The organism is Streptomyces lusitanus (genome assembly GCF_042647945.1).
GTDB lineage: Bacteria > Actinomycetota > Actinomycetes > Streptomycetales > Streptomycetaceae > Streptomyces > Streptomyces pseudogriseolus.
Genome location: NZ_JBHRWL010000001.1, coordinates 149905 through 161666 on the forward strand (window position 1 = coordinate 149905; position 11762 = coordinate 161666).

Annotated in this window: 13 protein-coding genes; 10 read left to right on the forward strand and 3 right to left on the reverse strand. The window is 73.6% G+C overall.

Annotation, left to right across the window (positions count from 1 at the left end):
• Positions 1-122 precede the first annotated feature (122 nt).
• The 4 genes from ACFOSY_RS00800 (at position 123) to ACFOSY_RS00815 (ending at position 3176) form a co-directional block, all read left to right on the forward strand.
• A complete protein-coding gene (locus tag ACFOSY_RS00800; protein WP_394304787.1) occupies positions 123-1004 on the forward strand; it encodes an alpha/beta fold hydrolase in 882 nt (293 codons plus the stop codon).
• A gap of 83 nt (positions 1005-1087) precedes the next feature.
• Complete coding sequence (locus tag ACFOSY_RS00805) at positions 1088-1765, forward strand: maleylpyruvate isomerase family mycothiol-dependent enzyme (RefSeq protein ID WP_394304788.1); 678 nt, start codon at positions 1088-1090, stop codon at positions 1763-1765.
• A 93-nt stretch (positions 1766-1858) separates the two neighbouring features.
• Positions 1859-2548, forward strand: a complete 690-nt coding sequence (locus ACFOSY_RS00810) for a copper homeostasis protein CutC (protein WP_394304789.1) — start codon at positions 1859-1861, stop codon at positions 2546-2548.
• Between the two features lie 49 nt (positions 2549-2597).
• Complete coding sequence (locus ACFOSY_RS00815) at positions 2598-3176, forward strand: DUF6368 family protein (RefSeq protein WP_394304790.1); 579 nt, start codon at positions 2598-2600, stop codon at positions 3174-3176.
• Between the two features lie 39 nt (positions 3177-3215).
• Here ACFOSY_RS00815 and ACFOSY_RS00820 read toward each other — a convergent pair whose 3' ends face one another.
• A complete protein-coding gene (locus ACFOSY_RS00820; RefSeq protein WP_394304791.1) occupies positions 3216-5264 on the reverse strand; it encodes a HelD family protein in 2049 nt (682 codons plus the stop codon).
• A gap of 137 nt (positions 5265-5401) precedes the next feature.
• Positions 5402-6376 (reverse strand): helix-turn-helix domain-containing protein, encoded by a 975-nt coding sequence (locus tag ACFOSY_RS00825; RefSeq protein WP_394304792.1) that lies wholly within the window; start codon positions 6374-6376, stop codon positions 5402-5404.
• A 117-nt stretch (positions 6377-6493) separates the two neighbouring features.
• Here ACFOSY_RS00825 and ACFOSY_RS00830 point away from each other — a divergent pair, with 117 nt between their 5' ends.
• Complete coding sequence (locus tag ACFOSY_RS00830) at positions 6494-7420, forward strand: aldo/keto reductase family oxidoreductase (protein ID WP_394304793.1); 927 nt, start codon at positions 6494-6496, stop codon at positions 7418-7420.
• A 116-nt stretch (positions 7421-7536) separates the two neighbouring features.
• Positions 7537-7722: a hypothetical protein gene (locus ACFOSY_RS00835; protein WP_394304794.1), complete on the forward strand. Its 186-nt coding sequence runs from the start codon at positions 7537-7539 to the stop codon at positions 7720-7722.
• 14 nt (positions 7723-7736) lie between these two features.
• Here the strand turns inward: ACFOSY_RS00835 and ACFOSY_RS00840 are convergent, their stop codons facing one another.
• A complete protein-coding gene (locus ACFOSY_RS00840) occupies positions 7737-8516 on the reverse strand; it encodes a GbsR/MarR family transcriptional regulator (RefSeq protein WP_394304795.1) in 780 nt (259 codons plus the stop codon).
• A gap of 226 nt (positions 8517-8742) precedes the next feature.
• On the opposite strand from ACFOSY_RS00840, the gene ACFOSY_RS00845 reads away from it, so the two are divergent.
• The 4 genes from ACFOSY_RS00845 to ACFOSY_RS00860 all read left to right on the forward strand — a co-directional run bounded on the left by ACFOSY_RS00845 (position 8743) and on the right by ACFOSY_RS00860 (position 11750).
• A complete protein-coding gene (locus ACFOSY_RS00845; protein ID WP_394304796.1) occupies positions 8743-9411 on the forward strand; it encodes a DUF4097 family beta strand repeat-containing protein in 669 nt (222 codons plus the stop codon).
• Between the two features lie 55 nt (positions 9412-9466).
• Complete coding sequence (locus ACFOSY_RS00850) at positions 9467-10435, forward strand: ATP-binding cassette domain-containing protein (RefSeq protein ID WP_394304797.1); 969 nt, start codon at positions 9467-9469, stop codon at positions 10433-10435.
• Positions 10432-11244, forward strand: coding sequence for an ABC transporter permease (locus ACFOSY_RS00855; RefSeq protein WP_394304798.1), 813 nt, complete (start codon positions 10432-10434; stop codon positions 11242-11244). The genes ACFOSY_RS00850 and ACFOSY_RS00855 overlap by 4 nt, the downstream gene beginning before the upstream one ends.
• A 92-nt stretch (positions 11245-11336) precedes the next feature.
• Positions 11337-11750, forward strand: a complete 414-nt coding sequence (locus ACFOSY_RS00860; protein WP_394304799.1) for a hypothetical protein — start codon at positions 11337-11339, stop codon at positions 11748-11750.
• Positions 11751-11762: the final 12 nt, after the last annotated feature.

The following is an 11762-nucleotide window of genomic DNA, read 5'->3' on the forward strand; positions in this document are numbered from 1 at the left end:
GTTAACCGCTGGTGCCGGTGATCTTCCGCTGAGTAGTGTGACCCGCCGGAGCGCGAACCGCGCCGTCCTGCCGCGCGCTGCTCCGGCGGCCGCCGACCCCCACCCGAAGGAGACCGGACGCAGTGAGCAGCCAGCTGCAACCGACGTACGTCCTCGTCCACGGCGCCTTCGCCAACTCCTTCTCCTTCGCGCCGCTCCAGGCCGAACTCGGCCTCCTCGGCCACCGTTCCGTCGCCGTCGACCTGCCCGGCCACGGCTTCGCGGCCACCTACACCCGCGCCTACCAGGCGCCGCAGCACCCCGAAGGGCTCGCCACCGCGCCCGGCGCGATCAAGGGCGTCACGCTCGCCGACAACGCCGCGCACCTGATCGGGGTCCTGGAGCGGGCGAAGCGGAACGGCCCGGTGATCCTCGTCTCGCACAGCCGGGGCGGCATCACCGCCACCGCCGCGGCCAACGCGCGCCCCGACCTGATCGACCGCATCGTCTACGTCTCCGCCTGGTGCCCGGTCGCGCTGGACGTGGGCGCCTACTACGCCGAGCCCGAGATGGCCGAGGTCGACGCCGCCTCGCTGGCGCTCGCCGCGGCCGGGAACCCCGCCGAACTCGGCCTGCTCCGCGTCAACTTCCGCACCGCGGACCCGGCCGCCCTCGCGGCGTTCAAGGCGGCCTTCCTCGCCGACGGCACCGACGAGGAGTTCCTGACCTTCCTGAACACCTTCCAGCCCGACGAGAACCTGGACGTCGGCACCTCCGCCGACCGGGCGCAGGCGGCGACCTGGGGCACGATCCCGAGGACGTACGTCCGCCTGGCCGACGACGCGAGCCTGCCGCCCGCCCTCCAGGACCGGCTGATCCGCGAGGGCGACGAGCTGACGCCGGACAACCCCTACGACGTCCGCACCCTCCCGGGCAGTCACCTGAAATGGCTGGTCGACCCGGCGCCGGCGGCCCGCCTCCTCGCCGGCCTCGCGGACCTCACCGCCCCCTCCGCCCGGCCGTGACGCCCCTCCGCCGGGGGTGACTCCCGCGTCCGTTCCGGTGCGATGACCGTCCCGCCGGCCGCCCAGGCCCTAGCGTGGACGGCATGACGACTCCTGCGGATGTGCACGAGGTACGGGACCCCGAGCTGCCGGGACGGCTGCTGTCCGTCGAGCGGGACGCGCTGCTCCCGCTGTTGCGGGCGCGCGGCGAGGGCGACTTCGCGTCGCCGGTGGCGGCGTGTCCGGGCTGGACGGTGCGGGACGTGCTGGCGCACTGCTCGGCGGCGCTGTCGCGGGTGGTGGAGAGCCGGTACGACAAGGACGTGTTCTCGCCCGCGAGCAATCAGCGGGACATCGACGAGCGGGCCGGCTGGACGATCACGGAGATCCTCGACGAACTGGACCGCGGCATGACCGAGGCCGGTCCGGTCATCGCGAAGGCGGGCGGGCCGCTGGACGGGGTGGCGCTCGGCGAGTGGGTGCACGCCGGGGACGTGCGCGTCGCACTCGGGGAGCCGGGCGCGTACGCGGGCGCGGGGCTGCCGTTCGCGCTCGCCCTGCTGGCGCAGGTCACCAGCGCGCGGGGGCATCTGCCGCTGCACGCCGACCTGGACGACGCGGACGAGCCGGTACGGCTGGGCGACGTCTCCGGGGAGCGGCCCCCGGCGCGCTTCATCGGCGACGGGCCGACCCTGGTACGGCTGTACGCGGGGCGCCCGGTGGACGGGGTCTCGTACGAGCTGGCCGGGGCGGACGCGGCGGAGCTGAACATCTTCGGCTGACCGGCGGGCGGGGAGCCGCGGGCCCCTGGCCAGGCGTAGTCTTGGATTGGACTAGACCTGTAGGAGCCGTTCCGAGCCGACGAATGGGGCCCCATGAGCAAGCGTGCAGTCCTGGAGGTGATCGCCCTCGACGTCGAGGACGCCGTCGCCGCCCAGGCCGGAGGTGCGGACCGCCTCGAACTGGTCACCGACATGGCCGCGGACGGGCTGACCCCGGCGGTGGCGACGGTGACGGGGATCCGCGCGGCCGTGGACATCCCGGTCCGGGTCATGCTCCGCCTCACGGACGGCTTCGCGGCGGGCGCGCTGGAACGGCTGGCCGCCGCCGCGTGCGAGATGCGGGAGGCGGGGGCGGAGGAGTTCGTCCTCGGCTTCCTCGACACGGACGGCCAGGTGGACCTGGCGGCGGTGGAGCGGGTCGCGGCCGAGCTGGAGGGCTGCCGGTGGACGTTCCACCGCGCCATCGACCACGCGGCGGACCGCGACGCCCTGCGCAAGCAGCTCGCGGACCTCCCCGGCCTGGACACCTACCTGACCGCGGGCGCGGCGGCCGGCGTGGACGAGGGCCTCCCGGTCCTCCTCACGGAGGCGGCCCGGCGCGGAGAGCCCGGCTACGGCCAGCACCTCCTGGTGGGCGGCGGCCTCCGCCTGGACCACGTACCGGCCCTGCGGGACGCGGGCGTGGACGCCTTCCACATCGGCGGAGCGGCCCGCCCGGGGGGCTGGACCACCCCGGTCTCGGCGGCCGCGGTGGCCCGGTGGCGGGGGGTTCTGGGGGAGTAGGGCACCCTGACGCGTAAGGCGGGCCGGGACGGTTGAGGGGGCGGGCGGTATGGCAGGGCCTGTGGTCGGGCTGTGGCTGTGCGAGGAGCGTGCGTTCGAGGACGTCCTGGCCGAGGTGGTCCCGTGGGTGGAGCGCTTCTGCGAGCCGGTCGAGAGCGGGGGCGGCGGAGACCTGGACTTCTGGGTGCGGGACGGCTCGGCCGTCGGACTGCCCGGGTGGGACCCCGCCGACGGCTCCGTGTTCTTCCTGACGGAGGACGACGAGGTACCGGCGGCGGACGAGGATTACTCGGCGTTCCCGCGGCCGCCGGTCCGGGGGCTGGTGCTCGGTGCCGGCTGTTCGGGACCGGCGCACCACCGGATGCTCGGGCACCTGGCCCTCGCGCTCGCCGAACGCCTCAACGCCCTGATCGACTTCGACGGCGTCCTGGGGTACCCCGCGCCCCGTGACGACGTGGACGACGGCGCGGCTCTGGAGCGGGCGAGAGCCCTGGTCGCCTCCCTCCCGGGGGAGGTCGCGGAGGTCGGCTACGACACCGCGGGCGGTGGCCGGTGGTTCCGGCACGTCGGTGACGTGGAGTTCCTGCGGGCCTGGCTGCGGCACCCGGAGTTCCGCCTGGTGAAGTGACCTGGTGAAGTGACGCCCGCCGCAGCCAGGGGCGGCGAATCAGCCCAGCTGTGCCGGCAGCGGAGCCGAATGGGTGATGATCAGGCCCGACACCGCTCGGGTCAGGGTGACGTACAGGCGGCGCAGGCCCGTGCGTTCGTCCGGTTCCGCGTCCACGACCGCCTGGGGTTCGTCCAGGAGGACGTGGTCGTACTCCAGGCCCTTCGCCAGGGAGGCCGGGACCAGGGTGAGGCGGGTCGAGTCCGTCGTCTCCTCGCCGGGGGCGACGTGGGGCAGGCCCGCCGAGGCGAGCGCCTGTGTCAGTTTCGGGATGCGCGGGTCCGCCGCGATCAGGCCCACCGAGCCCTCACGGGACAGCAGTTCGCGGCACGCGGCGATCACGTCGTCCGGGCCTGAGGAGCCGCGCACCTCGAAGAAGCCCGGGTTCTCGCGGATCGACGCGACCGGGGTGAGACCCGGGGCGATGTCCGGGAGCAGCCGGGACGCGTACGTGATGACGTCCGTGGGGACACGGAAACCCGCCGTCAGCTCCTCGACCACCGCGTCCGGCTTGCCCAGGTGGGACAGGGCCTCCTCCCAACTGCGCGTCGCCCACGGCGTGGTGCCCTGCGCCAGGTCGCCGAGGACGGTCGCCGAGCCGGTGGTGCAGCGGCGGCCCACCGCCCGGTACTGCATGGGCGAGAGGTCCTGCGCCTCGTCGAGGACGACATGGCCGAGCGACGGCGTGCGCTGGATCAGGTCCGCCGCCTCGTCGATCAGCACCGCGTCCGCCGCCGACCACTTCGCCGACTTCACCGAGCGGGCCGGCTTCGCCCAGAGGACCGCCTTCCGCTCCTGCTCGTCGAGCAGCCCCTCCGCGTGCTCCGCCAGGAACTCCGCGTCGCCCAGCAGCCGCAGCACCAGCTTCGCCGGGTCCACGGCCGGCCACACCGCCTTCACCGCGGCCTTCACCGCCGCGTTGCGCGCCACCGCGTCCTGCACCCGGTCGTCCGGCGCCTCGCCCGCCCGCTCCATCTGCACCAGCACCGCGTGCGCGATGCGCTGCGGCAGGGCGTCGCGGGCGGCCCCGTAGCGGATGTCGCGGTCAAGCAACTGCCGGACGATCTCCTCCAGTTCGTACGCCGGGACGCGCCAGCGCCGGGAGCCGCGCACGACGACGACCGGCTCGGTGGGCATCGTGACGTGGGAGTAGAGGGCCCGGCGCAGCACTTCCGCCATGCGCGCGTCGCCCTTGACCGTCGCCGCCGTCGCGTCGTCCGTCCCGCGCACCTCCACGTGCGCCACCAGGTCGTCCACCGTGGCCTGGGCGACGGTGAGCTCACCCAGGGCCGGGAGCACCTGCTCGATGTAATGGAGGAAGGAGCGGTTCGGGCCGACGACCAGCGTGCCCGTGCGGGCCAGCCGCTCGCGGTGGGCGTACAGGAGGTACGCGACCCGGTGCAGGCCGACGGCCGTCTTTCCGGTGCCGGGACCGCCCTGCACGCACACGCTGCCCGACAGCCCCGACCGTACGATCTCGTCCTGCTCGGGCTGGATCGTCGCGACGATGTCCCGCATCGGGCCGACGCGCGGACGCTCGATCTCCTGCTGGAGCAGCTTGCTGGTGGTCGCCGCCTCGGCGGGGTCGGAGAGGTGCTCGTCCTCGTACGCGGTGAGGTCGCCGCCGGTGTAGCCGAAGCGGCGGCGCAGCCCGACGTCCATCGGGTCCTTCTTGGACGCCCGGTAGAACGGCTGCGACACCGGCGCACGCCAGTCGATCACCATCGGGTCGCCGTCCGCGTCGTGCACATGCCGGCGCCCGATGTAGAAGCGTTCACCCTCCGCGCCCTCCGCCTGCTCGGCGCCCGGCGCGTGCAGGTAGTCGAGGCGCCCGAAGAACAGCGGGGTGTCGCTGAGGTCGGCCAGCGCCTTGATGCGCTCCTCGATCTGGCGCTGGAGCACCTCCGCGTTCACCCAGTTGGCGGTGACGTCACGGATGTCGAGCGCCTCCACGTCCTCCCGCATGGCACGCAGGGCGGCACGGGACGCGGAGAGGTGGGAGCGTTCGCGGGCGAGAGGGTCGTCGGCGGGGGCGGCGGGGTCGTTCACGGGCTCGTCTACGGGCGTGGACGCGGACAAGGGGGAGCCTCCGGGGTACCTGCTGCGGGTGTGCTGCGCGGAAGGAATGCCGGCCGGTTTCCGTCCGGACGGCGGCGCTCCGTGAGGGAGGCGGGAAGAGCGGGATTCTAGGTCGTGCGGCGAGGGCGGTCCAAACGGTTTTCCGGGCGGCCCGTGCGCGGGTCCGCGCCGGACGCCTCACGCCGCACCGGCTCCGCCCTCCGCGCCGACTCCGCCCTCCGCGCCGACTCCGCCCTCCGCGCCGACTCCGCCCTCCGTGCCGGCCCCGTCGTCGTCAGGGACGCCAGCAGCGCCAGCCGCTCCGCGTCCTCACTGCCCGGCGCCGCGTGGTACGCCGCGAGCGCCAGCCCGTCCGGGCCGTCGACGTCCAGCTTGGACAGCGTGAGGCTCAGCTCGCCGACCTGCGGGTGGTTCATCCGGATCGGCTTGTCCACGACCGGCCGCACGTCGTGCCGGGCCCACACCTTCCGGAACTCCGCGCTCGCCAGCGACAGTTCGCCGACCAGCCGCACCACCCGGGGATCGTCCACGTCCGTCCCCAGCCGCCGCCGGAACACGGCGACGCACTGCACGGCCGTCGCGGACCAGTCCGCGTGCAGATCCCGCTCGGCGGGGTCGAGGAAGAACGACCGCAGCCGGTTCTCACCCACCCGCACGGTCGGCACCAGCGCCGTGGCCAGCGGGTTCACCGCGATCACGTCGAGGGTCCGGTCCGTCACGAACGCCGGCAGCCCCACCGACTCCAGCAGCTGCGCCGTGGCCGGCGGGACGACGGGCCGCCGCGACGGGCGGCGGCGGGTACGCGGCCGGGGCGCGGCCAGCTGGTGGAGGTACGCCGTGGCGGTGTCGTCCAGCAGCAGCACCCGGGCGAGCGCGTCGAGCACCTGCGCCGACGGATTGCGGTCGCGGCCCTGCTCCAGCCGCAGGTAGTAGTCGGAGCTGATGCCGGCGAGCAGGGCGACCTCCTCACGGCGCAGTCCCGGCACCCGGCGCACACCGTGGGACGGCAGGCCCAGGTCGTCCGGCGTCACCAGCTCCCGGCGCGCCCGGAGGTAGTCGCCGAGCCGGTTCTCCTCAGCCATGCGTTCCAGCCATGCGTTCCAGCGTAAGCGCGCGGGGCGCCTTCCTCCCTGGTCCTGTCACTCCCAGGATCGGCGGGGAACTGGGCGGACCGCCGCCCCCGCCGGACCGTGGGGGACATGACCACACCACGCACCACGACCACGCCCACGACCTCGACGAACACCACCCCCACCCTCCCCGGCGGCACCTGGACGATGGGCGACCTGACCGTCACCCGCTTCGGCTACGGCGCCATGCAGCTCGCCGGACCCGGCGTCATGGGCCCGCCGGCCGACCACGAGGGCGCCCTCGCCGTGCTGCGTGAGGCCGTACGCCTCGGCATCACCCACATCGACACCGCCGACGCCTACGGCCCGCACGTCACCAACCGGCTCATCCACGAGGCCCTGCACCCCTACCCGGACACCCTGCACCTCGTCACCAAGGTCGGCGCGCGCCGGGACGCCGACGGCGGCTGGCCCCCGGCCCGTGAACCCGACGACCTGCGCCGCGCCGTCCACGACAACCTCCAGACCCTCGGCGTCGACACCCTCGACCTGGTCAACCTGCGCCTGGGCGACGCCACGGGACCCCGGCCGGGCTCGCTCGCCACCGCGTACGAGACGCTCGTCGAGCTCCAGCGGGAGGGCCTGATCCGGCACCTCGGCCTCAGCAATGCGACCCCCGAGCAGATCGCCGAGGCGGAGACCATCGCGCCGTTCGTCTGCGTCCAGAACCTCTACAACCTCGCCCACCGCCAGGACGACGCCCTCGTCGACCGGCTCGCCGAACAGGGCGTCGCGTACGTGCCGTTCTTCCCGCTCGGCGGGTTCACGCCGCTCCAGTCCGCCACGCTGGCGCAGGTGGCCGAGCGGCACGGCGTGCGGCCGACGGCGGTCGCGCTCGCCTGGCTGCTGCACCGCTCGCCGAACATCCTGCTGATCCCCGGCACGTCGTCGGTGGCGCACCTGCGGGAGAACGTCGCCGGTGCGGGCCTCACCCTGACCGAGGAGGACCTGGCCGCGCTCGACACGATCGGGGGCGACCAGGCGCCCACCCCCTAGGGGACACCTCGTCCTGCCTGAGAGGGACGGCTCGTTCCGCAGGTGTACGCGGCGGCCCCGGGGCTCGGTCCCGTGGGCCGATGCCGGTACCGGGGCCGGAGCGCAACCATGGAGGTATGAGCGCAGCGACCCTCCATCCCACCACGCCGCCAGCCCGCCCGGCCGGCGCGACCCCGGTCCAGGGAAGTCACCCGCACCGCCTCGGTGATGCCCTGCGCGCCGTCAAGGTCTTCCTCGGCGCCGCCTTCGACGTGGTCCTCCTCGGCGAGTACGGCGAGGAGGCGGGCGTCCGCCACCGGTAGGCGGCGCCGGGCGGCTACCCCTGGTCCGGGCGCGGCCCGGCGCGGTCGTCCGGGACCGCGTCGGCCTTGTCGCCCGGAGCCGTCGCGGGGTTCGCGAAAAGAACCTCACGCGCCTGTTCGGACGCGCGGAGCATCGTCTCGGCCACGAAGTCGAGGAAGCGGGCGGCGTTTTCCAGCCGTACGGCGGCCGGTGTGCCGCGCCCCATGACGGCGACGCCCTGCCGCGAGGTCTCGGCGACCTGGGCGGTGGACCGGGCGCTGGCCACCATCGACCGGTACCAGATGTCCTCGTCGAAGCCGTAGCGCTCACGGCGCCCCTCGTCCCGGAACCGGCGCACGAGGTCCTGGCTCTCCAGGAACGTGATCGCCTTGGAGATGGACGCCGGGCTGACCTCGAGGCGCTCGGCGAGCTCGGCGGCGGTGAGGCTCCCGCTGTCGGAGAGGGTCAGGCAGGCCATCACCCGGGCCATCATCTTGGGCGTGCCCGACGCTATGAAGACGGTGGTCAGCGTCTCCTCGTACGCGCGCACCGCCTCCGCGTCGCGCCCGTAGTCCTCGGTGAGCGTCTTCGACCCCCGGGGCGTGGCCCGTTTGCGCCGGTGCGCCCGGCGTTCGGTCGCGCGGTGGGCCAGGTCCGCGCGGTAGCCGGCGGGTCCGCCGTTGCGCATCACCTCGCGCGTGATCGTCGAGGTGGGGCGGTCCAGGCGCCTGGCGATCTCCGCGTAGGCGAGCCCGTCGGCCAGCCCCGTCGCGATCTGCTGGCGTTCCTGCTGCGTGAGCCTGCCTCCTGGCAACGCGGCCTCCTTCGTGGTCCGTGACGCCGCCCAGCATAGCCTTTCACTTCATTCCATTGCAACGACCCTCCCTGGTGTTGTTGCGTTATCTTCCATCCTGTTGCAACAATTTCAAAGCTGTGAGCTGCGTAAACCTAAATTAGACGCAACGAACTGGTTGCCGCACCTATGAATGCAACGTAGCGTTTCCGGTGTCAGAAAAAACCACGCACCGAAGGAGCGCACCATGCGATTCGACACCCCCGCCCCCGTCTCCGTCCGCTTCGACGTCCCCGCCGGCCACATCCGGTTCATCGCCGCCGACCGGGCCGACACCGTCGTCGAGGTCCTGCCCGCCGACGCCAAGAAGAGCCGCGACACCAAGGCGGCGGAGCAGACCACGGTCCACTACGGCGACGGCGTCCTGCGGATCCAGGGCCCGTCCGCCGCCAACTCGCTCATCGGCCCGTCCGGCGCCGTCGAGATCACCGTCAAGCTGCCCGCCGGCTCCCACGTCGAGGGGAAGGCCGCCGGCGCGGAGCTCCGGGGCGTCGGACGGCTCGGCGACGTCACCTTCGAGGGCGCGCAGGGCCCGGTCAAGCTCGACGAGACCGCGAGCGCCCTCCTCACCGTCCTCGACGGCGACATCTCGGTCGGCCGGCTCGGCGGCTCCGCCGAGATCAGCACCCAGAAGGGCGACATCCGCGTCACCGAGGCCGCGCGCGGCACGGTCACCCTGCGCACCGAGCACGGCGACATCTCCGTCGGCGCCGCCCCGGGCGTCTCCGCCTCCCTGGACGCCGGCACCGGTTACGGCCGCATCCGCAACACGCTCAACAACACCGACGGCGCCGCCGCCGCCCTCACCGTCCACGCGACCACCGCCTACGGCGACATCACCGCCCGCAGCCTGTGATCCGCCACAACCGCAAGCACCTCAAGCACCTGAAGCGTCCCAAGGAGACCCCCTCATGACCGGTTTGGCCATCGCGGCGAACGGGCTGCGCAAGTCCTACGGCGACAAGACCGTCCTCGACGGCGTCGACCTCGCCGTCCCGGAAGGCACGATCTTCTCCCTGCTCGGCCCGAACGGCGCCGGCAAGACCACCGCCGTCAAGATCCTCTCCACGCTCGTCACCGCCGACGCCGGCGACCTGCGCGTCGCCGGCCACGACCTCGCCGCCGACCCGCAGGCCGTACGCGCCGCGATCGGCGTCACCGGGCAGTTCTCCGCCGTCGACGGGCTGATCACCGGCGAGGAGAACATGCTCCTGATGGCGGACCTGAACCACCTCTCCAAGGCCGAGGGGCGGCGGGTGGCCGCCGAGCTGCTGGAGCGGTTCGACCTCGCCGACGCGGCGAAGAAGCCCGCCTCCACCTACTCCGGCGGCATGAAGCGCCGCCTCGACATCGCCATGACCCTGGTCGGCGACCCGCGGATCATCTTCCTGGACGAGCCGACCACCGGCCTCGACCCCCGCTCCCGCCACACCATGTGGCAGATCATCCGCGAACTCGTCACCGGCGGCGTCACCGTCTTCCTCACCACCCAGTACCTGGAGGAGGCCGACGAACTCGCCGACCGCATCGCGGTGCTGCACGACGGCAAAATCGCGGCCGAGGGCACCGCCGAGCAGCTCAAGCGGATCGTCCCCGGCGGCCACGTCCGCCTCCGCTTCACCGACCCGACCGCCTACCGCACCGCCGCCGCCGCGCTGACCGAGGCGTCCCGCGACGACGACGCCCTCGCCCTCCAGCTCCCCAGCGACGGCACCCAGCGCGAACTGCGCGCCGTCCTCGACCACTTGGACGCCGCCGGCATCGAGGCCGACGAGCTGACCGTGCACACCCCCGACCTCGACGACGTGTTCTTCGCCCTGACCGAAGCCGCCGCCGTCCCCGCCCCGTCCGCCGCCCCCTCGAAGGAGACCGTCCGATGAGCGCCGTCCGGACCGCCGCCCGCGCCAGCCGCCTTCCCCTCGCCCTGCGCGACTCGACCACGATGGTGCGCCGCAACCTGCTGCACGCGCGCCGCTACCCGTCCCTCACGCTCAACCTGCTGCTCACCCCGGTCATGCTGCTCCTGCTCTTCGTGTACGTCTTCGGTGACGTGATGAGCGCGGGGCTGGGCGGCGGCGGCCGGTCCGCGTACGTCGCCTACCTGGTGCCGGGGCTGCTGCTGATGACCATCGGCTCCACCGCCATCGGCACCGCGGTGTCGGTGTCGATGGACATGACCGAGGGCATCGTGGCCCGCTTCCGCACGATGGCCATCCACCGCGGGTCGGTGCTCGTCGGGCACGTCGTCGGCAGCGTGCTGAAGGCCGTCCTCAGCGTGGTCGTGGTGGGCGCGGTCGCCGTGGCGATCGGCTTCCGCTCGACGGACGCCACGGCGCTGGAGTGGCTGGCCGCCTTCGGCCTGCTGGTGCTGTTCGCGACGGCGCTCACCTGGATCGCGGTCGGCATGGGGCTCGGCGCCCCGAACGCCGAGGCCGCCAGCAACAACGCGACCCCGCTGATCCTGCTGCCGCTGCTGTCCAGCGCCTTCGTGCCGGTCGAGGGGATGCCGGGCTGGTTCCAGCCGGTCGCCGAGTACCAGCCGTTCACGCCGGCCATCGAGACCCTGCGCGGGCTGCTGCTCGGCAGCGGGATCGGCCACGACGGGTGGCTGGCCGTGGGCTGGTGCGTGGCCCTGACGGTGCTCGGCTGGTTCTGGTCGACCGCGTCCTTCGCCCGCGACCCGAAGTGAGGCGAACGCCCCTCGACATGAGTACGAGTACACCCGCCCAGATGAGCAGCGGCCCCGGTGCGACAGTCGCCCGGGGCCGCTTCACTGGCCGTATGAGCCACGACGACGCCCCCGCCCACGCCCCGCCGGCCCGGCGGGACGGATCCGAACGGCCCGGATCCGAACGGCCCGGATCCGAACGGGACCCCCACGCCCGCCTGGCACCCGCCGTCGCCACCGTGCTCGGCCTGCTGCTCGCACCGCCCGCGCTGTTCTTCTGGGGACTGTCCGACATGGCGACGGACAGCTGCGGCCCCGACGACTGCTCCCCGGAGCTGACGAGCGCCCTGGACGTCGTGGACGGCGCCCTGCTGCTCGGCGGGCCGCTCGGGGTGGCCGCCTGCGTCGCCGCGTGGCTGCTGCCCCGGACCCGCCGCTGGGCCGTGCCGCGCCTCTGGCTGGCGGGACTGTCGCTGCTGCCCTGGCCGCTCGTGATCGCGCTGGTGGCCGGCCTGCCCCAGGGGTGACGACCGCCCCGC

Coding starts and splice junctions, on each gene's coding strand:
- ACFOSY_RS00845 (WP_394304796.1), top strand. CDS start 8,743: ATGCGATTCGACACCCCCGCCCCCGTCTCCGTCCGCTTCGACGTCCCC.
- ACFOSY_RS00825 (WP_394304792.1), bottom strand. CDS start 6,376: ATGGCTGAGGAGAACCGGCTCGGCGACTACCTCCGGGCGCGCCGGGAG.
- ACFOSY_RS00855 (WP_394304798.1), top strand. CDS start 10,432: ATGAGCGCCGTCCGGACCGCCGCCCGCGCCAGCCGCCTTCCCCTCGCC.
- ACFOSY_RS00810 (WP_394304789.1), top strand. CDS start 1,859: ATGAGCAAGCGTGCAGTCCTGGAGGTGATCGCCCTCGACGTCGAGGAC.
- ACFOSY_RS00860 (WP_394304799.1), top strand. CDS start 11,337: ATGAGCCACGACGACGCCCCCGCCCACGCCCCGCCGGCCCGGCGGGAC.
- ACFOSY_RS00835 (WP_394304794.1), top strand. CDS start 7,537: ATGAGCGCAGCGACCCTCCATCCCACCACGCCGCCAGCCCGCCCGGCC.
- ACFOSY_RS00805 (WP_394304788.1), top strand. CDS start 1,088: ATGACGACTCCTGCGGATGTGCACGAGGTACGGGACCCCGAGCTGCCG.
- ACFOSY_RS00830 (WP_394304793.1), top strand. CDS start 6,494: ATGACCACACCACGCACCACGACCACGCCCACGACCTCGACGAACACC.
- ACFOSY_RS00850 (WP_394304797.1), top strand. CDS start 9,467: ATGACCGGTTTGGCCATCGCGGCGAACGGGCTGCGCAAGTCCTACGGC.
- ACFOSY_RS00815 (WP_394304790.1), top strand. CDS start 2,598: ATGGCAGGGCCTGTGGTCGGGCTGTGGCTGTGCGAGGAGCGTGCGTTC.